Source organism: Kribbella endophytica (assembly GCF_054781295.1).
This window is the reverse complement of record NZ_BAAGUR010000002.1, coordinates 1,479,240-1,499,606: the sequence shown is the minus strand read 5'-3', so window position 1 is coordinate 1,499,606 and position 20,367 is coordinate 1,479,240. Positions and strand designations below refer to the sequence as shown.

16 protein-coding genes are annotated in these 20,367 nt (G+C 70.3%); 11 read left to right on the top strand and 5 right to left on the bottom strand.

Annotated features, from left to right (window positions below; all coding sequences use genetic code 11):
- Positions 1-53 precede the first annotated feature (53 nt).
- On the bottom strand, positions 54-3,389 hold the full coding sequence (locus ACYVIO_RS25435) for a S8 family peptidase (protein ID WP_460653380.1): 3,336 nt from the start codon (positions 3,387-3,389) through the stop codon (positions 54-56).
- Positions 3,390-3,547: 158 nt separating this feature from the next.
- Between ACYVIO_RS25435 and ACYVIO_RS25430 the strand changes: the two genes are divergently transcribed.
- The 4 genes from ACYVIO_RS25430 (at position 3,548) to ACYVIO_RS25415 (ending at position 7,545) form a co-directional block, all read left to right on the top strand.
- Positions 3,548-5,278 (top strand): L-aspartate oxidase, encoded by a 1,731-nt coding sequence (locus tag ACYVIO_RS25430; protein WP_460653379.1) that lies wholly within the window; start codon positions 3,548-3,550, stop codon positions 5,276-5,278.
- Positions 5,279-5,399: 121 nt separating this feature from the next.
- Complete coding sequence (locus ACYVIO_RS25425) at positions 5,400-6,146, top strand: SDR family oxidoreductase (protein ID WP_460653378.1); 747 nt, start codon at positions 5,400-5,402, stop codon at positions 6,144-6,146.
- 29 nt (positions 6,147-6,175) lie between these two features.
- Complete coding sequence (locus tag ACYVIO_RS25420; protein WP_460653377.1) at positions 6,176-6,562, top strand: cupin domain-containing protein; 387 nt, start codon at positions 6,176-6,178, stop codon at positions 6,560-6,562.
- A gap of 170 nt (positions 6,563-6,732) precedes the next feature.
- Positions 6,733-7,545 carry a SigB/SigF/SigG family RNA polymerase sigma factor gene (locus ACYVIO_RS25415; RefSeq protein ID WP_460653376.1) on the top strand — a complete coding sequence of 271 codons (813 nt, stop codon included), beginning with the start codon at positions 6,733-6,735 and terminating at the stop codon, positions 7,543-7,545.
- 127 nt (positions 7,546-7,672) lie between these two features.
- Here the strand turns inward: ACYVIO_RS25415 and ACYVIO_RS25410 are convergent, their stop codons facing one another.
- The gene (locus ACYVIO_RS25410; protein ID WP_460653375.1) at positions 7,673-8,239 is read right to left on the bottom strand and encodes a CGNR zinc finger domain-containing protein; all 567 of its coding nucleotides are present in this window, start codon (positions 8,237-8,239) and stop codon (positions 7,673-7,675) included.
- Between the two features lie 245 nt (positions 8,240-8,484).
- Between ACYVIO_RS25410 and ACYVIO_RS25405 the strand changes: the two genes are divergently transcribed.
- Entirely contained in the window at positions 8,485-9,648 is a 1,164-nt protein-coding gene (locus tag ACYVIO_RS25405) for an MFS transporter (RefSeq protein ID WP_460653374.1), read from the top strand.
- Here the strand turns inward: ACYVIO_RS25405 and ACYVIO_RS25400 are convergent.
- Both ACYVIO_RS25400 and ACYVIO_RS25395 read right to left on the bottom strand, forming a co-directional pair.
- A complete protein-coding gene (locus ACYVIO_RS25400) occupies positions 9,642-10,115 on the bottom strand; it encodes a hypothetical protein (protein ID WP_460653373.1) in 474 nt (157 codons plus the stop codon). The genes ACYVIO_RS25405 and ACYVIO_RS25400 overlap by 7 nt on opposite strands.
- A gap of 139 nt (positions 10,116-10,254) precedes the next feature.
- Complete coding sequence (locus ACYVIO_RS25395) at positions 10,255-10,956, bottom strand: VOC family protein (RefSeq protein ID WP_460653372.1); 702 nt, start codon at positions 10,954-10,956, stop codon at positions 10,255-10,257.
- 144 nt (positions 10,957-11,100) lie between these two features.
- Between ACYVIO_RS25395 and ACYVIO_RS25390 the strand changes: the two genes are divergently transcribed.
- The 4 genes from ACYVIO_RS25390 to ACYVIO_RS25375 all read left to right on the top strand — a co-directional run bounded on the left by ACYVIO_RS25390 (position 11,101) and on the right by ACYVIO_RS25375 (position 16,560).
- Positions 11,101-11,544, top strand: a complete 444-nt coding sequence (locus ACYVIO_RS25390; RefSeq protein WP_460653371.1) for a VOC family protein — start codon at positions 11,101-11,103, stop codon at positions 11,542-11,544.
- Positions 11,545-11,548: 4 nt separating this feature from the next.
- Complete coding sequence (locus ACYVIO_RS25385; RefSeq protein ID WP_460653370.1) at positions 11,549-13,057, top strand: dihydrolipoyl dehydrogenase family protein; 1,509 nt, start codon at positions 11,549-11,551, stop codon at positions 13,055-13,057.
- 268 nt (positions 13,058-13,325) lie between these two features.
- Positions 13,326-15,539: a carbohydrate-binding protein gene (locus tag ACYVIO_RS25380; RefSeq protein WP_460653369.1), complete on the top strand. Its 2,214-nt coding sequence runs from the start codon at positions 13,326-13,328 to the stop codon at positions 15,537-15,539.
- 37 nt (positions 15,540-15,576) lie between these two features.
- On the top strand, positions 15,577-16,560 hold the full coding sequence (locus ACYVIO_RS25375) for a glutathione S-transferase family protein (protein WP_460653368.1): 984 nt from the start codon (positions 15,577-15,579) through the stop codon (positions 16,558-16,560).
- 22 nt (positions 16,561-16,582) lie between these two features.
- Here the strand turns inward: ACYVIO_RS25375 and ACYVIO_RS25370 are convergent, their stop codons facing one another.
- Positions 16,583-18,670, bottom strand: a complete 2,088-nt coding sequence (locus tag ACYVIO_RS25370) for an AAA family ATPase (protein WP_460653367.1) — start codon at positions 18,668-18,670, stop codon at positions 16,583-16,585.
- Between the two features lie 170 nt (positions 18,671-18,840).
- On the opposite strand from ACYVIO_RS25370, the gene ACYVIO_RS25365 reads away from it, so the two are divergent.
- Positions 18,841-19,650 carry an alpha/beta fold hydrolase gene (locus tag ACYVIO_RS25365; RefSeq protein ID WP_460653366.1) on the top strand — a complete coding sequence of 270 codons (810 nt, stop codon included), beginning with the start codon at positions 18,841-18,843 and terminating at the stop codon, positions 19,648-19,650.
- 9 nt (positions 19,651-19,659) lie between these two features.
- Positions 19,660-20,331 (top strand): DUF6624 domain-containing protein, encoded by a 672-nt coding sequence (locus tag ACYVIO_RS25360; RefSeq protein WP_460653365.1) that lies wholly within the window; start codon positions 19,660-19,662, stop codon positions 20,329-20,331.
- The last annotated feature ends 36 nt before the right edge of the window (positions 20,332-20,367 follow it).

Below are 20,367 nucleotides of genomic sequence, written 5' to 3'. Positions count from 1 at the left end.
TGCCTCACTGGTGACTACCGGCCAACCCCCGCGCCGGGTTGCACGCGCCGCCCTCACTTCCGCACCAGGTAGCCACGCAGGACGGTCTGCTCCACCTTGTTGCCGTCGACGTCCTCCGCGACGGCACGCAGCGACATCGCGGCGCCCTTCGGGTTGGTCACCTCGGCGCGCCATCCCTCGCGGACCCGGTCCACCTTCGCAGGCCGCCAGGTCTTCCCGTCGTCGATCGACACCTCGACGGTCAGGCGCTTCACCCGGACCGCCGGGGCGCCCGGCTGACGCTGGACCGAGATCGGGACGGCGAAGCCGGATCCGGCCCGGGCCCGGTTGTGGTCGTCCAGTTCCGGAGTGAAGTGCACCGCCATGAAGGGCAGCGCGGCCTCCCCGTCGACCTGCGCCGACCGGAACGTCCAGGCGGTGTCGATCCTGGTCGACCGTTGACTCCAGGGCGCCTCGACCCGCGTCTCCAGCCGGTACGACGCCGCGCTGGGCGGCACGTCGACACTGAGATAGGGCGCGTTGGGCCAGTCCCCGACCAGCTCACCGTCGCGGTAGAGCTTGGCCGACCCCATCGGGAGTTTGGCGTTGTTCATGTGCAGCGGATTGCTGTCCGAGCGCAGGCTGAGCCCGAGGACCAGCCGGTCCCCGACCCTCCGCGCCCCGTCGCCCAGTCCGTTCGGCATCATCGGGCGCAAGGTCAGGCGCGGCCCGAAGACCCCCTTGTTCCACTGCCGCGGGTAGGTCCGGCCCGCCTGGTACGCCGAGCGTTCCGCGTCGTAGAACCACGGCCCGAAGGTCGAGCCGTCGGCAGCCTTGGCGACCAGGGTCGACGACCAGGTCAGTCCCGCGGCCAGGAAGTACTCGGTCCGCTGGAAGGGCAACGCGGCAGTGAGTTCCCGCGCGTCGGACGGCGGCAGGGAGTAGTCGAGAACCGCTCCAGCCGGGCGGGGCGCGTGCAGGGTGACGGCTCGTTGCGGCAGGTCGGTGTGGGTCGCGTAGTTCGCCCGTACCGTCGCGAAGTCCCGTTGCCGCGGCTGCAGCCGAAGACCGTCCAGCACCTGGCCGAGCCGGTACCCGGCGACGTTGTACTCGTACGGGCTGTTCGCGAAGTCGCCGGCCGGCCCCGGTTCGGCGAACCGGCCGTAGGCGACGCTGACCACGTCGGCCGCGGGTGCGGCCGGCCCGAGGCCCGCGCTGAAGACCGGGTTCTCGGCATCGCCCGGCTGGAGGTAGACCAGGTCCGAGCCCGGGCCGCGATGCATGTCCCGCGCCACGACGATGCTCTGCTCCATCAACCGGGCCGTTGCCTTCGGCACCGACATCTCGATCGGCTTCGCCCGCCGGGCATCCAGGGTGAGCGACGTGTCCTTGCCCAGCGTCAGCGATGGGTGCATCAACAGGGTCCAGTCGGTTCCGGTCACCGTGCTGAAGTCCGCGACCGTGTACTCCCCCGGCGGCAGCCGGAGAGCGCCGGTTCCGGTCCCGGCGCCGTACAGGTAGCCGCCACAGGCGAGGTCGCTGCCGCAGTCGCCGACCCGGTCGAAGAAGGTGATGTGCTCGGCGGGAGCCTTGCCGTCGCGGGCGATGGTGGTCGACCGGACGTCGTATTTCTCCGTCTCCTTCTCCACGCCGAGCGGAACGCTCACCGTCGTACCGGCCGCACTGGCGACGAGTTGCCCGCTGAACTGGCCGATCGGCACGGTCGCGGGCCGGGTGTTCGCCGTGACGGTCGCGTCCGCCGTTCCTCCGGCCGGTACGACGAGCGAACCGGGCGACACCGTGAAGAGGCCAACCGGCAGGTCGGCGACCCGTACGTCGAGTTGCAGACTCACCGGCGTACTGCCGGAGTTGCGGTACGTGATGGTCCTGGTCTGCACGGGATCGTCCTCGTGCGGCCACGTCGCCAGTCCGAAGCTCAGGCTCGTCGGCGTGGTCACCACCTGCTGCTTGATCGCGCGGGCGACGTCGACCCGCCCGGCACCCTGACCGAACGCTCCCACGCCCGCCGCGGGCTTCGCCGAGGCCATCAGCGCCGCCTTCACCTGGTCGCCGGTCCAGTCAGGATGCTGCTGACGCACGATCGCCGCGGCACCGGCGACGTGCGGCGTCGCCATCGACGTACCGGACAGGGTGGTGTACTGCTCGCCGACCGGCGACCCGATGTCGGTGCCCGCCGCCTTCGCCGCGACGATGTCCACGCCGGGCGCTGTCAGGTCAGGCTTGACGGTCGCGTCGCCGGAAGTCGGCCCACGACCGCTGAAATCCGCCAGGCCGTCCTGCTTGTCCACGGCACCGACGGTCAGCGCCGACGCCGCGCTGCCCGGGGAGTCGATCGTCCCGGCACCGGCCTGCCCACTGTTGCCAGCAGCAACCACGAACAGCGTGCCGTGCCGCGCCGAGAGCGTGTTGACCGCCTGCTCCAGGAGATCGTCGCCCGGTGCGTCGGGTCCACCGAGGCTGACGTTGACCACGCCGGCCCGCTGCTCGGCCGCGGCCCACTCCAGGCCGGCCAGGATGGCGTCCTCCGGGCAACCTTCCAGGTCACACACCTTGGCGTCGACCAGCCGCACGTCCGGTGCGACCCCACGGTAGGCGCCACCGGACGCCGCGCCGGTCCCGGTGATCGTCGAGGCGACGTGCGTGCCGTGGCCGACCTGGTCACCGGCCGGTACGTCGAGGAACGTCCTGGCCGCGGCGACCCGGCCCGCCAGATCCGGGTGCTGGGCGTCGACGCCGGTGTCGACCACCGCCACCGTGACACCTCGCCCGGTCAGCCCGTCCGCCCAGGCCGCCGGTGCACCGATCTGCGGCACGCTCTTGTCGAGGGTCGGCCGGCGGACGCCGTTCAGCCAGATCTTGCCGACGTCGGAGCGCAGCGTGCCGTCGTTCTGCACGGACCTCCAGAACGCGACCGCGTCCCGCTTCGACTCCAGGACGGAGAACGCGTTGATGCTCGGGAGCTCCCGGCGCCCGCTCGTCGCGGCCAGGTTGACCGGGGCTGACTTGGCCGACGCCGCGGGCTGCACGATCAACGGCAGCTGCGGCCGGCGCGCGTCGTCGTACCCGGCCTCGATCAGTGCGGTCACGTCGAACAGGCGCGGATCGAGCTTGCCCGCGGCGAGCGGGCCGACGGCGTCCAGCGGGATCACCCGGACCCGGCCGCTGTCGGTGGTGATCCGGAAGCGCATCGACCGGCGGTCCGGGGCAGGCGTCACCTTCGGCGCCGCACCCGGAGTGACCTCGACGCGGTCGCCGGTGATCAGTGTCACGGTCGTCCCCGGAGCCGGTCCGGTGGCGGGCGGCTGGGCTGCCGCCGTACCAGGTGGGACGGTCAGCAGACCGGCGGCCAATCCGGTCGTGACCAGCACGGAGATGGGTCTTCGCTGCACGTGAGCTCCTCGGGTGGCGGTGTCTTCTGCGTTGAGTACCGGCCATCCCGCTGCTCCGGTTGCATCTGCGACATCGCTCACAAGAGGTCACATTCGGCCGTCGTACGCGGTCCTCTTGTCAGTAGGCACCATCTCTGACCACCAAGAGGAGCGTCACCGTGACCGTCACCGAGCAGCAGATCTCCACCTCCGTCCTGGTGATCGGGACCGGTGGAGGTGGCCTGCGCGCTGCCATCGAACTCGCCGAGCAGGGCATCGACGTGCTGGCGCTGGGCAAACGCTCGCGCTCGGACGCGCACACCTCGCTGGCGGCCGGCGGCATCAACGCGGCGCTCGCCACGATGGACCCCGAGGACACCTGGCAGCAGCACGCGGCCGACACCCTGCGCGAGAGCTACCTGCTGGCGAACCCGGTCACCGTCCAGATCGTCACCGAGCAGGCCGCCCGCGGAATCGAGGACCTGGAGCGCTACGGAATGCCGTTCGCCCGCGAGGCCGACGGTCGGATCTCGCAGCGGTTCTTCGGCGCACACACCTACCGCCGTACGGCGTTCGCCGGTGACTACACCGGACTCGAGATCCAGCGGACGCTGGTCAACCGCGCGGTCCAGCTGAACGTGCCGATCCTCGACACCGTGTACGTGACGCGGATCCTGACCAAGGACAACCGCGTCTTCGGTGCGTACGGCTTCGACCAGGTGACCGGCAAGCGCTACCTGATCCGCGCCGACGCGGTCATCCTGGCCGCCGGCGGGCACACCCGGATCTGGCGGCACACCTCGTCGCGCCGCGACGAGAACACCGGCGACTCGTTCCGGCTCGCCGTCGAGGCCGGTGGCCGGATCCGCGACCCCGAGCTGGTCCAGTTCCACCCGTCCGGCCTGATCGAGCCGGAGAACGCGGCCGGCACGCTGGTCTCCGAGGCCGCTCGCGGCGAAGGCGGCCAACTGCGCAACGCTTCCGGGGAGCGGTTCATGGCCCGGTACGACGCGGAGCGGATGGAGCTGTCCACGCGGGACCGCGTCGCGCTGGCGGCGTACACGGAGATCAAGGAAGGCCGCGGGACGGAGCACGGCGGCGTCTGGCTCGACGTCTCGCACCTCCCGCGGGAGACGATCATGCGGCGGCTGCCGCGGGTCTACCAGACGCTGCTCGAGCTGCAGATGCTCGACATCACCAAGCAGCCGATCGAGATCGCGCCGACGGCGCACTACTCGATGGGTGGCGTGTGGGTCCGGCCCGAGGACCACGGGACCGGGGTCGACGGGCTGTACGCGATCGGCGAGGCGGCCAGCGGTCTGCACGGCGCGAACCGGCTCGGCGGCAACTCGCTGATCGAGCTGATGGTCTTCGGCCGGATCGTGGCCGAGGACGCGGCCCGCTACTCGACCGGCCTTCAGCGGCAGGAGCGGTCGGCTTCGGTCGTCGCTGAAGCTCGTGCGGAGGTCGACGGGCTGCTCGCGAGCGACGGCGAGGAGAACGTCCGTGCCCTGCAGCGCGCGTTGCGGAACACGATGACCACGCGGGCGGGCGTCGTACGGGATGAGGAAGGGCTGACCGCCGGCCTCGACGAGCTGTCGGAGGTCGAGGACCGGATGGCCGACCTCGGCGTGCACCCGGACATCGCGGGCTTCCAGGACCTCGCGCACGCCTTCGACCTCAAGGCGTCCGCGCTGGCCTCGCGGGCCACGCTGGAAGCAGCGCTGGTACGACGGGAGACGCGCGGCTGCCACAACCGGTCGGACTACCCCGAGCTGGACGAGAAGCTGCAGGTCAACCTCGTGTGGTCGGGCCGCGGTCAGGTCGAGCAGGAGGAGATCCCGGCGATCCCGGCCGAGCTGAGCGCGCTGATGCGTGAGGTCTCCAGCGAGGGCAAGCTCGTGGAATGACGCCCTAGGCAACTAACTTCTTGTTCCTTTTCGCCGGTGCTGTCACAGGGGCTGGAGCTGCCCTGTCTTAGCTGGTGACCGGACGGCAACGGGTGCCGCCGGCGAACAGGAAGGCGTCACGATGAAGGTCGTCGTCATCGGCGGTACTGGTCTGATCGGCTCGAAGATCGTCGCGAAGCTCGGCGAGCACGGCCACGAGGCGGTCGCGGCGGCGCCGAGCACCGGCGTCAACACCCTGACCGGCGAAGGCCTGGCCGAGGCACTGACCGGCGCCGACGTCGTGGTCGACGTGTCGAACGCGCCGGTCTGGGAGGACGACGCGGTGATGGAGTTCTTCGAGACCTCCACCCGCAACGTGCTCGCGGCCGAGGAGGCGGCCGGCGTCCGGCACCACGTCGCGCTGTCGGTGGTCGGGACCGAGCAGCTCGTGGAGAGCGGCTACTTCCGGGCCAAGCTCGCGCAGGAGAAGCTGATCGAGAGCTCCGCGGTCCCGTACTCGATCGTCCGCGCGACCCAGTTCTTCGAGTTCGTCCCGAGCATCGCCGACGCGTCCACCGACGGCGCGACGGTGCACCTCAAGCACGTCTACTTCCAGCCGATGGCCGGGGCCGACGTGGCCGCGGCGGTCGGCCGGACCGCCGTCGGCGAGCCGCTGAACGGCACGGTGAACGTGGCCGGCCCGGAGCGCTTCCGGATGGACGACTTCTTCCGCGACGTACTTGCCGCTGGCAACGACCCGCGCGAGGTCGTGACGGACCCGAAGGCCGTCTACTTCGGCATCTCCCCCACCGAGTTCGCCCTCGTCCCCGGCGACGACGCCACACTCGGCGCGACACCGTACGGCGAATGGTTGCGCTCCAACTCCTGATCCGTCCCCCTTCTCTTGGAGGTACTCCCATGTCTTGGCAGACCGCGCTGACCGTCCTGCAGGAAGTCGAACCGCCGGTGATCCCGACCGGCGCGCACGCGATGACCGTCGTCATCGAGTACCCGCCCGGTGACCCGGGTGCTCCCCCGCACCGCCACCCGGGCGGCCCGGCGTTCGGGTACGTGATCGAGGGCGAGATGCGCTTCGAGCTGGAGGGTGAGCCGGCGCGCGTCCTGAAGGCGGGCGAGGCGTTCTGGGAGCCCGGTGGCGACGTCATCCACTACTCCGACGGCAACGCCAACGACGAGACGACGCTGCGCTTCACCGTCACCATGCTCTGCGACCCGAACCAGCCGATGCTGGTCCTGGTCGAGGAAGACGAACTCGAGCAGCGCAAGCACCTACGCGCGTCCTGACGTTCAGCTGATGATTGACTACTCAGGTGTCGGTCATCGGGGCCACGCACCCCGGTGACCGGGTGACGCTGCGGTCGAGCGTTTGAGGGCTGGGTACGAGTGCGGGTGCTAAATGACCGCGGTCCGGAGAAGTGGCCGCGCCGTGACGAATCCGTCGCGAGGTCACGTTCATGCACACCGTCGTACCCACCCACTGCACCACGGCCGACGACCGCGCGCTGCGCGAGGCGGCCACCCGGGAACTGCTGGAAGCCCGCGCCCGGTCCACTGACGACGCCGAGCGGCAGCGGCTGCTCGAAGAGGTCGTCGAGCTCAATCTCGAGATCGCCCGCGGCATCGCGCAGCGGTTCCGCGGGCGGGGTGTCGAGGAGGACGACCTCGAACAGGTCGCCTGCCTCGGCCTGATGAAGGCCGTCCGCGGCTACCGGCTCGACGACGGCGTCCCGTTCATCGGGTACGCCGTACCGACGATCCGCGGCGAGGTGAAGCGCTACTTCCGCGACTGCAGCTGGACCGTCCGCATCCCGCGCCGCCTGCAGGAGCTGCAGGGCCGGATCGCCGGCGTACTGCCCGAGCTGGAGCAGGAGCTCGGCCGCGAACCGACTCTCGACGAGGTCGCCGCCGCGATCGGCGTCGAGGTCAGCGAGGTCCGCCAGGCCGAGGGCGCCAGAGGCTGCTTCACCGTGCTGTCGCTCGACCGTCCGGCCGGGCACACCGACAACGACCTCGTGCTCGCCGACGTCATCGCCGCCACGGAGGACCCGCAGCTGCACCAGTTCGAGGCCACCGAGATGCTGTCGCCGCTGATCGCCGGCCTCGACCCCCGTGACCGCGAGATCCTCGAGCTCCGCTTCGTCGAGAACTGGAAACAGGCCGACATCGGCGAACGCCTCGGCATCAGCCAGATGCAGGTCTCCCGCCTGCTGACCCGGATCCTGGCCGGCCTCCGCGACCGCCTCCAGCCCACCGGAGCCGCCGCCTGACCCCACGGAGCGGTCGCGCGGGCTAGCGGCTGATCCCCCAGCGAGTCCATGGCGCCGCGTCCGACATCGATCACGTCGGCCACCTGGTCGACACGCAGCATAGGCGTTGATCTCGCCCGAAGACGCGTCAGCTTTCGGTGCGGTCCTTGCCGTGGTGCCGGGCGACCCGCGCCCGGTTGCCACACGGCGTACCGCACCACGCCTGGTTGCGACGTCGCTGGAAGAAGAGCTGCCCGCAGCCCGGCGCATCGCACAACGCCAGTTCGCTCGGTCCCGCGACCAGTACGTCCCGCACCTCACCGGCCAGCCGCGCCAGCAGCAACGTGAACGGCCGAGGCGACCCGACCGGCCTCGCCTCGGCCACCCCCGGGGCATCTCCGAGAGCCAGCACCTCCGGCGCCGCCGCCAGCGCTTCGTTCAGTACGGCAGCATCGGCCGCCTCCCACTCGCCGTGCCCACTCGCTGCCCGCAGCAGCCGCAGGGCCGGATCCCGTACGGCGAGGAAGTCCGCGACATCGCGCGCGGTCACCTTCGCCGGGCGCGGCGCGGGCAACGCGGCGGCGTCCAGCCAGGAGTCCAGATCGACCGGCGACCGGATCAGCTCCAGCTCGGTCCAGCCCCGGCGGATCACCGTGTTGACGAAGTCGAGCGCGGGCCAGCCCTCCAGCCAGGTCCAGCTCGGCACGTCGTCCATCGTCGCAGTCTAGCGCGACACGCTAATGCTTTACCGATCAAAAAGCGTTATCTAGTGTCGAAGGATGAACCGGGAACGAGCGCGGACAGCCGTCATCTGCGGGGTGCAGTTCGTCGACGTCATGGGCGTCACTGTCGTCGTCGCCGCGCTGCCGCGGATGCTGGCCGACCTGCAGGGCTCGCCGACGCAGGCCGGCCTTCTCGTTCCGGCGTACGCCGTGGGCTTCGGCGGGCTGTTGCTGCTCGGTGCCCCGACTCGGCGACGCGCGAGGTCCTCGCCGGGTGCTGCTGGCCGGGCTCGCCGTGTTCGCGCTCGGATCGATCCTGTGCGCTGTCGCGCCGGCCGTCAGTTGGCTCGTCGCCGGTCGTCTCCTGCAGGGCGTTGCCGCGGCGATCAGCATCCCGAACGCCCTGGTCCTGCTGATCGGGGCGACCGAACCGGGCCGATCACGCAATCGGGCGTTGGCGGCATGGAACGCGACCGGTGGGTTGGCCGGCGCGTCGGGCCTGCTGATCGGCGGACTGGTCACCGGGAGCATCGGGTGGCGGGTGATCTTCTGGGCGAACCTCGCGGCGACCGCCGTACTGGCTCTGGCGATCGTTTGGCTGGTTCGTTCGGCAGAGACTCGTACGCCGACGCCGCTGAACGCCCGGTCGGTGGTGCTCCAGGTGCTGTCCGTCAGCGCAGTCGTCGCTGCCGCCAACGCGGTGGGGAGTTCCTGGCTTGCGGCGGGGCTGCTCGCCGTACTGGCGATTGCTCTGGTTCCGGTCCTGGTCCTGCGGGAACGGTCGACGAGGAGTCCGCTGATCCCGCCCGGCATCTGGCGGCGGCCCGGCACGGCCGGTGGGGTGATCGGGTCCTTCGGGATCACGGCGACCACCAGCACGTTCATCGTGGTCACGACGCTGTGGTTCCAGGACGCCCGCGGCCTGAGCCCAGGAGCGGCCGGGCTGATGATCCTGCCGTTCAGCTTCGCCGTCGTGCTCGGCGCCACGCTCGCCGCCCGCCTGGTGAAACGCGGCGCGCGCCGGATCCTCGTCGTCGGGCTGACCCTGATCGGCCTCGGCGCACTGGGCGTCGTCCTCGCTCCGGAGATCCCGACGATGGTCGTCGCACTCGTCCTCAGCGGACTCGGCAACGGCCTCGGCGCGGTCGCCGCGTACACGCTGGGCACCGACGTCCCGGCGGACGAACAGGCGTCCGCCGCCGGCCTCCTCAACACCGCCGCCCAACTCGGCACCGCCGTGATGGTCGCCCTCGGCGTGGGAATCGCCACCGCCGTAGGCCCAGGCGTGAACCACACCTCGGGCTGGCTGACGGTGGCCGTCACCGCCGCCGTCATCACCACCGCGACCATCACGACGGCTTCCCGTCGTTCGCCGGCGTCAGAACTCCTGGCCGACTACTGAACCTGCAAGGTTGGGCTGTGCTGCTCGACGTAGCCGGTGCTGCTGGTGTACGAGACCTTCCCGACCGAGGCGTACGCCCCGGGCACCCGGGTGAGGACGCACTTGATCCGCTCGGTGCCGGCGGTGTCGTGCGACTTGACCTCGAAGAACTCCTCGTGCGCCTTGACGCACGCGCCGGGCCTTGTCGCCTTGATGTAGCTCCACACCGTCGAGGACGGATTCCAGCTGACGTCGCTGGAGTTGCCGAAGTTGACCGTGAACCAGACGTACTGGTGGTCGGCCCACGCGCAGGTCTGCCAGTAGCGCTGGTGGAGGGAATCCGCGTACTTGTAGCCGCTGCAGGTGTGACCGGCCTTGCCCGGCGGCACCACTACAGCGGCTGAGGCGGCGCCGGTCGACGCGACCAGTCCCGTGATCGCCAGCGGCGCCACTGCCAACAGCGACGCGACCTTGCGAAGGTTCTTCATACATTCTCCTCGAGCTGGAAAGTGAACAGCTCGAAGCTATGAACCGCGCCCCTGTCGGCATAGGCCTAGGGCACTGCACGTTGCTGCAAACCCCTTGTTCTGCAGCTTGTTGCAGTAACGGGCAGCTACCTGCGCGGCGCTACCGGCTGACGCCGAGGGAGTCCGTGCAGACGCAGGCTTTGTTGCCGTCGGCATCGGCTAGTACGACGTACGACGGAGCCTCGCTGTCGTCGACGATGACGCCGCCGGCGGCGACGGCTGCGGCGATGCGCTGCTCGGCGTACTCGGCAGCAACCCAGACGTCGAGGTGGAACCGCTGCCGCGGCGTCTCGTGCTCGTCGGTGTCCTGGAACCACAGGATCGGGACCCGCCCGGTCGCGTCGCGGACGTCGGACGAGACGCTCCCGCGGCCGACGGCGTCGGTGTCGCCGGTGAGCAGGGCGGCCCACATCGGCGCGAGCTTCGCCGCGTTCGCCGTGTCGAGCGCCAGCTCGATCGTGGTGATCCCGGCGGGGTCGGCCTTCAGGCCCTGCGCAGCCGCGAGGTCGGTGATCTGCTGCGCGAAGTCGAGGTCCTTACGCGTCGTGTAGTCGACCACGTGCTCGACGCCGTCGACGGCGTACACCGCGTCCTCGCTGATCAGCTTGAGATCCACGAACGTGTTGCCCAGCGTCACCCGCGGCTGGTGGCCGAACGCCGTACCGGCCTCGGCAATGGCGGCCACGAACCGAGCGCCGGCGCCGAAGTCGTCGATCACGTAGCGGGCGTGGATGCCCTGTCCCAGTTTGCGCCAGTCGGTCAGCTGCGCGGCGGCGATCTGCTCGCCCGTCATCATCTCCATGATCACGACCGTAACGGCCTTCCCGGACGGTCTGCTTCCTTGAAAGACGGCGTGCACAGGACGAGCACAAGACGTCAACACCGCCGTGCCACCGTCGACCCTGGGCGCGCGCGTGCGGGTCCAGCATCGACAGGAGATCAAGCGGTGGACTTCAAGCTCGAGGTCGTGGTGGTACCGGTCGCGGACGTCGACAAGGCCAAGGCGTTCTACCAGCAGCTGCAGTGGCGCGAGGACGCCGACTTCTCGGTCGGCGACGGCTTCCGGGTCGTGCAGTTCACGCCGCCGGGTTCGGAGTGCTCGATCATCTTCGGCACCGGCGTCACGAACGGTGAGCCCGGCTCGCTGCAGGGCCTGCAGCTCACGGTCAAGGACGTCGTCGCGGCCCGCGAGCACCTGCTCGGGCTCGGCATCGACGTCTCCGAGGTGTGGCACGACGCCGACGGCGTCTTCCACCACGCCGGTACGGCGAACCGCGTGGACGGCCCGGACGCCGACCGCCGCGACTACGGGTCGTGGCTGTCGTTCGAGGACCCGGACGGCAACGGCTGGTTCCTGCAGGAGATCGTGAACCGGGCGCCGGGGCGCTGATCCGGTGACCAACGAGTACGACGTCATCGTCGTCGGCAGTGGCCCGGTCGGTGAGAACGTCGCCGACCGGGCGGTCCAGGGCGGCCTGACCGTCGCACTCGTCGAGGTGGAGCTCGTCGGCGGTGAGTGCTCGTACTGGGCCTGCGAACCGTCGAAGGCGCTGCTGCGACCGGTCCTGGCGCAGCGCGCCGCCGCGGCCGTGCGTGGCGTTGAGGCCGGGAGGCTCGACGTACCGGAGATCCTCGAACGGCGCAGCGACTTCGTCGACCACTGGTCGGACGCCGGCCAGAGCGTCTGGGTCGACCAGGCCGGGATCGCGCTCGTCCGCGGCCACGGCAGAATCAGCGCGGTCCGCGAGGTCACGGTCACCGCGGCCGACGGGACCGAGCGGGTCCTGACGGCTCGGCACGCGGTCGCGATCTCGACGGGGTCCGACGCGTTCGTGCCGGACATCGAGGGGCTGCGCGCGGCGGAGCCGTGGACGAGCCGCGAGGCGACCAGCGCCAAGGAGGTCCCGGGCCGGCTCGCGATCATCGGCGGCGGGGTCGTCGGCGTCGAGATGGCGACGGCGTACGCCGGGTTCGGCGCAGAGGTCACGCTGATCGCCGAGCGCGGTCTGCTCACGAGCTCGGAGCCGTTCGTGGGTGAGCTGCTGGCCGAGTCGCTCACATCGCAGGGCGTCCGAGTGCTGCTCGGCGCCGCGGTCACGCGCGTTCGCCGTACAGCGAACGGCGGAAGCCAGGCGGCGAGTGGCGGAGATCGCTCCGCGGATGGCGGAGGTCACGCGGTGGACGGCGGGGATCGCACCGCGGACGGCGGAGATACGGCGGTCGGGGTGACGATCGAGACCGCGGACGGGACCGTGATCGAGGCCGACGAGGTGCTGGCCGCGACCGGGCGCCGCCCGCGGACCGGCGACATCGGCCTCGATGTCGTCGGGCTCGAACCGGGCAGCTGGATCGACGTCGACGACACGATGCTGGTCCGTGGTTTCGACTGGCTGTACGCCGTCGGCGACGTGACGCGGCGGGCGCTCGTCACCCACCAGGGCAAGTACCAGGCCCGCGCAGCCGGTGACGTCATCGCGGCGCGCGCCCAGGGTAGGGCGGTCTCCGACGGAGCGTGGGGAACGCATGTGGCGACGGCCGACCACCGCGCCGTACCGCAGGTCGTCTTCGCCGACCCCGAGATCGCGTCGGTCGGCCTCACCGCGGCCGCCGCCATCGAGCAGGGCTACGAGATCCGGACCGTCGACTACGACCTCGGTCAGGTCTCCGGCTCCAAGCTCCACGCCGACCAGTACGCCGGCCGCGCCCGCATGGTCGTCGACGAGCAGCGCAAGGTCCTCCTCGGTCTCACCCTGGCCGGCCCCGACGTCGGCGAACTGTTGCACGCAGCAACCATCGCGATCGTCGCCGAGGTCCCCCTGGACCGCCTCTGGCACGCCGTACCGGCCTTCCCGACGATCAGTGAAATTTGGCTCCGCCTCCTCGAGTCCTACGGCCGCCCCTGAATCACACGACCTTGAGCACCGCTCCGCCGCCATTCACGGCGAACCGTGGCTGAGCGGTGCACAAGGTCGACCCCAGGGGCGGCGGCGAGATCTCGACTTTGAGCACCGCTCCGCCAGAGCTCACGGCGAAACGTGGCTGGGCGGTGCACAAGGTCGGCTTGTCGGGTGCTGCCGCTAAGTTCCGGAACCGCAGAGGGGGTGTGGAATGCGCCTGCCGCCGGTAGCGTCCGGGATGCAAGCGCTTTCCGCCCCAGTTTCAGGAGGTTTCGTGAGGCGTTCCATCTCCGCGGCGGTTGTCGTCGCGCTGGCGACCGGCAGTGTGCTGGCCGCCGCTGGGCTGCCGGCGACCGCCGGCCGGCCCGACCGTGGCGCCGCCGTCACCGGCACCTACTCCAGCGGCCCCGAGCACGCCTGGCAGCCGCTGCCGACCACGCACGTGACGCGCGACGAGGGCGGGGCCGCCGACGCGACCGTCGTCGTCGACCCGAGCACCCTGCGGCAGAAGTACACCGGCATCGGCTTCTCGCTCGACGAGACCAGCGTCTCGAACCTGTGGAAGCTGACCCCTGCCGAGCGCGACCGTGCGATCCGCCTGCTGGTCGACCCGAAGAAGGGCGCCGGCTTCGACCGCTTCCGGCTGACCATCGGCAGCCCGGACCTGATCGAGCACCTCCCGTTCTGGTCGTACGACGAACTGCCCGCCGGTGTCAGCGAGGACTTCGGCCTCAAGCACTTCTCGATCAAGCGCGACGTCGACGCGCACATCATCGACACGATCAAGCTGATCCAGCGCTACAACCCGCGGGCGACGTTCTTCGCCTCGGCGTGGAGCGCGCCGGCCTGGATGAAGACCAACAACCGGTTCACCGGCGAGGTCGCGCTCAAGCCCGGCAGCACCACGTCGTACTACCAGGTCGGCAAGCTGCGCGACGACTGCATCGACGTGTTCGCCAAGTACTACGTCAAGTACATCCAGGCCTACGCGAAGTACGGCGTGAAGGTCGACGCGCTGACCCTGCTGAACGAGCCGGGCATCGACGTGGTCTACCCCGCGATGGACATCAGCGTCGAGCAGCAGCAGAAGCTCGCGGTCGCGATCAAGCGCGAGGTCCGTCGCGCGGGGCTCGGCACCGAGCTCTACGTGCACGACTTCAACTTCTTCGACTGGCGCGACCCGAACAGCACCGAGACCAAGAACTACTACCGGATCTTCGACGACCCGAAGACCAAGCAGGCCAGCGACGCGATCGCGTTCCACCCGTACTGGGGTGATCCCACGGTGATGCGGGACGCGTACGAGCAGACCGGCAAGCCGGTGCACATGACCGAGACCAGCGACCTCAACCCGGCCACGATCCTGAACTACTTCCGGCTGGACGCGTCGTCGTACGTGATGTGGGCGCAGACCACCGACCAGGACGGCGGCACGCTGCACTGGACGCCGGCCCGCGACAACAACATCGACTGGGAGGAGGTCGGCCGGACAACCAAGTGGCCGAACCGCCTGGTCAAGGTCGACACCACCGCTCGCACGTTCACGGTGCGGGACGAGCTCTACGCGATGGGCCAGTTCGCCAAGTACCTCGGGCCGGAGCACACGCGGGTCGAGTCCAGTGCCACGAGCAACGGTGTCAGCAACGTCGTCTACAAGGACCGCGGCGACGGCTTCGTCGCGATCCTGGGCAACTCCAACGCGACCCCGACGACGGTCAAGGTCCTGCTCGCGGGGAAGTCCTTCACGGCGACCGTGCCCGCGAACTCGTTCGCGACGTACCGCTGGAAGGGCGACGTGCCCTCAGCGCATCACAACCGCGCGCCCGTGCTGAAGGACGTGCCGGAGGTCGTCGCCGACCAGTACGCGACCACCGAGGTCCAGCTGTCCGCGACCGATCGGGACCGCGACCGGCTCGCGTACTACGCCAAGGACCTGCCCGCCGGCGTCAGCCTCGACGCGCGCAGCGGCCTGGTGACGTTGCGTCCGACAACGGCCGGGAAGCAGGACGTCAAGATCCGCGTCACCGACGGTGCGGCGTACGACGAAGTGACGCTGCACATCACGGTCAACGCCAAGGGCACGCCGATCGGCGAGAAGGTCGAGGCCGAGGCGTACGTCGCGCAACACGGCTGGACCGACGGCGGCGCGAACTTCGTCGAGACCAACCCGTCGGCCAGCGGCGGCAAGAACGTCGGCTGGACGGCGGCGGGGAACTGGCTGCAGTACCGGCTCGACGTGCCGCAGGCGGCGACGTACCAGGTCGAGTTCCGGGCGGCGAACGGGACCGGGGCTGTTGCCCCTGACGCCGTTTCCCTGCGGGACTCGACCGGGGCCGTGCTCGCCAAGGTGTCGATCCCGGACACCGGCGGCTGGGCGACGTACCAGTCGGTGACCGCTCAGATCACGCTGCCGGCGGGTGAGCAGGACCTGACGGTGTTCTGCGAGACCGGCGGTTTCAACGTGGATTACCTGCGCCTCACCGCCTGACCGAGTGAACTCGTCGTTGGTGGGTAACTCTGAGAGGGTGCCCTCCAACGACGAGTTCGACCGTGACACCGACTACATCGCCACGCGCATCACCGCGGACGGCCGCGACGGCTTCGCAGTGGAGCCGGGCCGCTACCGGCTCGTGGTCGCGCGGGCCTGCCCGTGGGCGAACCGCGCGATCATCGTCCGGCGGCTGCTCGGGCTCGAGGACGTGCTGTCGATCGGCTTCTGCGGCCCGACGCACGACGAGCGGAGCTGGACGTTCGACCTCGATCCGGGCGGGGTCGACCCGGTCCTGAAGATCCCGCGGCTGCAGGACGCCTACCTCAAGCGCGACCCGCACTACCCGAAGGGCATCACCGTGCCCGCGATCGTCGACGAGACGACCGGTGCCGTGGTCACCAACGACTTCGCGCCGATGACGCTCGACCTGTCGACGGAGTGGACGGCGTACCACCGCGACGGCGCGCCCGACCTGTACCCGGAGACGTTACGGGACGAGATCGACGAAGTTGCCGAGCGCATCTACACCGACGTCAACAACGCGGTGTACGAGTGCGGGTTCGCCGGCTCGCAGCAGGCGTACGAGACGGCGTACGACAAGCTCTTCGCGGCGCTGGACTGGCTGTCGGACCGGCTGATCGACCGTCGGTACCTGGTCGGCGACTCGATCACCGAGGCCGACATCCGGCTGTTCACGACGCTGGTCCGCTTCGATCCGGTGTACCACGGGCACTTCAAGTGCAACCGCAACAAGCTCAGCGAACTGCCGGTGCTGTGGGCGTACGCGCGCGATCTCTTCCAGACGCCGGGCTTCGGCGACACGATCGACTTCGAGCAGATCAAGCAGCACTACTACCTCGTGCACACCTCGATCAACCCGAACCAGATCGTCCCGAAGGGTCCCGAGCTCGTGAACTGGCAGATGCCGCACGGTCGCGAGGCACTCGGCGGCGAGCCGTTCGGCAAGGGCACTCCCCCGGGCCCGGTGCGCGAGGGCGAGCGAGTCCCGGGGATCTGACCGCAGTACGCCGGCCGACCGGTCAGGTTCCGGGCTTCTGCAGGAGGTAGTCCTCGGCGCGCATCGACGCGGCCGGTTTGACGTCCTCCGGCAGGAGTTCGCGCAGGTCGCGCTCGGTCAGGGTGTCGGGGTCGCGGCGGGCCAGGCGGGTCGCCTGGTTGGAGATCGCTTCCTCGAGCAGGTTGCGGATGAAGCGGCCGTTGCCGAAGTTGTGGCCTCGCGGCGCGGGCGGGATCACCTTGCGGACCCGGTCCAGGACCTCCTGCGTGTAGGCCATGCCCTGCTGGCGGGCCTGCAGCTCGAAGATCGCGACCAGCTGGTTGGTGTCGTACTCGGCGAACGACAGCAGCTTCGGGAACCGCGACTGCAGACCCGTGTTGGACTCCATGAAGCGCTGCATCTCGCGGTGGTACCCGGCGACGATCACCACGCACTTGTCGCGGTGGTCCTCCATCATCTTCAGGATCGTGGCGACGGCCTCGAGGCCGAAGTCGCCCGGCTGCCCCTCAGGGACGAGCGTGTACGCCTCGTCGACGAACAGCACCCCGCCGAGCGCCTCGCGGAACTTGGCCGCGGTCATCGGCGCCGTCGTACCGACCGTCGGCCCGACCAGGTCGGAGCGGTCGACCTCGACGACATGGCCGCTCTCGAGGACGCCGAGCTCCTTGTAGATCCGGGCCAGCAACCGAGCGATCGTCGTCTTCGCCGTACCGGGCTTGCCGACGAACACCATGTGCCGGGCGCGCTCCTGCGCGGGCAGGCCGAACTCCTGGCGGCGCAGGTTGGTCTTGATCTCGGCGACCATCCGGCGGACCGAGTCCTTGACCGACTCCAGCCCGACGAGCGCGTCGAGCTCGGCCATCGCGCCGGCGTTGGCGGGAATCGGCTCGGGGAGGATCAGATTCTCGGCCTTGGGCTCGACGGGCTTCAGCTCTTCCGCTTTCGGCTCGACGGGCTTGGGCTCGACGGGCTTGGGCTGGACGGGCTTGGGCTCAGCGGCTTTCGGCTCTGCAGACTTCGGCTCTGCAGGCTTCGGCTCGGGCGTTGGTACGGCGGCCTCGGCCTTCTTCTCGCCCCAGACCAGCTTGATCGACTCGTCCACCGCCGCCGGACGCTCCAGCAGCCGGAAGAACGCGCCCAGGTCCGGCACCTCCGGCTCCGGCCACGCCCCACGCTCCAGTACGCCGGCCAGGTGCACCGACACCCGCGTCGCAGCGGCCGCCCAGGTCCGCGCCAGGCCCTCCTGGCCGTCGGCGACCGCGCGCCCGAGCCACGCCGTGTTCCGCTTCAGCCAGCGCTGTGGGTCGAAGCCCTTCTTCTCCAGGTCCGCGATCGCGTACTCGACGTCCCATCCGGCGACGCCGAGAACCTGCCCGACCGCCGCCGGCTGGCCGCGCAGCCCGATCGCCCGGATCATCCGCGCCAACAGCTGCGCGAACTCCCGCGTGTCGTCGTCCGCGATCACTGCCGACAACTTCCCGTGGGCGTCCCGCAGCGCGTCGAGCGAGTACTGCAACGCCGCCGCCGGCCCTCCCAGCTCGGGCAGCACCGCCCGCTCCGCGTCACTCAGTACGGTGGTCCGCCAGAACTGCGCGATCGTCTCGTAGTCCGCCGCCGCGTGCATCCGGGTCGCCTCGCGATCCCCGAGCACCCGGTCGAACGCGGTCGTCAACGCCCGCGCCCGCGCCGCCATCGGAGGCGCGTCGACGAACAGGCTCACCACGTCCCGCGACAGCCGCAGCGCCTGCACCCGCGTCTCCTCGGGGAACCCGCGCGTCCCCGACACGACCTGCAGCGGCCAGTCGGTCGCGCCGACGCGTACGACGTACCCGTCGCCACTGATCCGCGCCTGCGGCCGGTAGAACTCCCGCGTCAGTACGGCGCCGAAGTCGGCGTACTCGCCACGCAGGACCGGAACCCAGCCCGCCAGCAACGGCGCGACCTGGTGCGCGAACCAGACGGCGGCCGGCGTACCGTCCACGAACTCCGGAAACACTCCCGGCCTGAGCGCGTCAGCCTCGTCGCTCCACCCGCGAAGCCGCGCCCGCACGCCGTCGATCCAGGCGTCCGGCACCTCCCAGGCCCCCTCAACGCCGAGGACGTCGAGCACACGCGGTCTCCGAGAGTGATCAGGCACAAGCATCACCTTAAACGCCCATGAGCCGACGGGCCGTCACGGGCGCCGCGGCGTCATGGCCCGCACCGGCGCCGAGGTGCTCGCGCAGCAGATAGGGAGAATTCCCGATGCACGCTCCCCCGGCCGGGCCCGAGGCTTGGGCCATGACTGAGCAGATCAAGGACTTCGTCGACGTCCCCGGTGGATACCTGTACTACGAGCAGCACGGCGAGGGGCCGGACGTCGTCCTGCTCAACGGCGGCCTCGCCGACCTGCGGATGTGGGACTCGACGGTCGAGTGGCTGGCCGAGCGGGCGCGCGTGACGACGTGGGACTACCGCGACACCGGGTTGTCGGCTCCGGCGTACGGGCCGTACGGCGAGTTGGACGACCTCACCGCCGTACTGGACGCCGCTGGCGTCTCTGCTGCCGTCCTGATCGGCTCGTCGGAGGGCGGCCGCCGCGCCCTCGGCTACGCGCACCGTCACCCTGAGCGCGTCACCCGCGCGTGCGTCGTAGCGGGATCGTTCGCCGACTTCCCGGACCCCAGCCCGGAGGAGTCAGCCGCCCGGGCGACGATGCGCGCCCACTTCGAGCAGCACGCGAAGGTCCTCGCCGCCGACGGCATCCCGGCCGCCGCCGCCCTCGACGTCGCCGCGTGGTGCCCCGCGGTAGACGTCGCCGACCGCCGCCTGTTGGTCGGCCTCCAAATCGCGAACTCGCGGGTGATGACGATGGACACCTACCGCGGCACCGAGCTCGACCCACCGATCAAGACCCGCTTCGCCGAGGTCACAGTCCCCGTATCGATCCTGGTCGGCGAACGCGACTTCCAGGGCAGCCAACTCTGGGCCCGGCGCCTGGCAGCTCAGGCGCCGTACGCCCAGCTGGTGGTGCTTCCCGCCGCCGACCACATGCCGATGTTCTCCGCACCGAAGGCCTTCCGACAGTTCGTCGAGAGCGCGTTGCCTTAGGCTGCCGCGATGGACGAGAAGCTGCGCGCGGAGCTGCTGTCGCGTGCCGACGCCGACTCAGCCGCCGTCGGCGCGTTCCTCGCGGAAGCAGACACCTGGCAGGCGACTTTCGAGGGCTCGTCGGACTCCCCTTGGCCGTACGCCCTGCTGGAGTGGACGCCTGTCGAGACTGCGCCAGCGCCTGTACGCCGGGTGCTCGCTGTTGTCCACGACAACGTCCGGTGGTTGCAAGCCGTCGTGGACGAGCACGGCTGGCCCGGGAAATCCGCCGTCGGCGAGGACGGCGTCGACGCCGCGTGGTTGCTGCTGCAGCACGCGGGCTCCGGAGTGCCGGCCATCGGTACGCCGGACAACCTGCGGTTCCAGGCGAGCTGCGTTCCGTTCCTTCGGGCAGGGGTCGAGGCCGGAGAAGCTCATCCGCGGCACCTGGCGCACGTGGTGGACAACCTCCGGCAGCGGGCCGGTGAGCCGCCGGTCTACGCCGCGTTCGCCACGGCGTTCGTGGAGGCGAACGGCGAGCTTGTACTCCGGCCTGGACTGGATGCCGCAAGCATCGACGTGGAGCGCCGTGAGATCGGCTTGCAGGCGGTGGCTGACGACCTGGCCCTGCGCCGGGCGGGGACGCCGCCCGACGCGTGGGGTGAGGATCGGCCGGAGCGCTGGCCGGACAGCCCGCGCTAGGCGCGGGTGCTGGAGGGCGCGCGCTCCGCGAGCCTC

Coding starts and splice junctions, on each gene's coding strand:
- ACYVIO_RS25425 (WP_460653378.1), top strand. CDS start 5,400: ATGAAGGTCGTCGTCATCGGCGGTACTGGTCTGATCGGCTCGAAGATC.
- ACYVIO_RS25420 (WP_460653377.1), top strand. CDS start 6,176: ATGTCTTGGCAGACCGCGCTGACCGTCCTGCAGGAAGTCGAACCGCCG.
- ACYVIO_RS25415 (WP_460653376.1), top strand. CDS start 6,733: ATGCACACCGTCGTACCCACCCACTGCACCACGGCCGACGACCGCGCG.
- ACYVIO_RS25410 (WP_460653375.1), bottom strand. CDS start 8,239: ATGGACGACGTGCCGAGCTGGACCTGGCTGGAGGGCTGGCCCGCGCTC.
- ACYVIO_RS25400 (WP_460653373.1), bottom strand. CDS start 10,115: ATGAAGAACCTTCGCAAGGTCGCGTCGCTGTTGGCAGTGGCGCCGCTG.
- ACYVIO_RS25395 (WP_460653372.1), bottom strand. CDS start 10,956: ATGGAGATGATGACGGGCGAGCAGATCGCCGCCGCGCAGCTGACCGAC.
- ACYVIO_RS25365 (WP_460653366.1), top strand. CDS start 18,841: ATGACTGAGCAGATCAAGGACTTCGTCGACGTCCCCGGTGGATACCTG.
- ACYVIO_RS25360 (WP_460653365.1), top strand. CDS start 19,660: ATGGACGAGAAGCTGCGCGCGGAGCTGCTGTCGCGTGCCGACGCCGAC.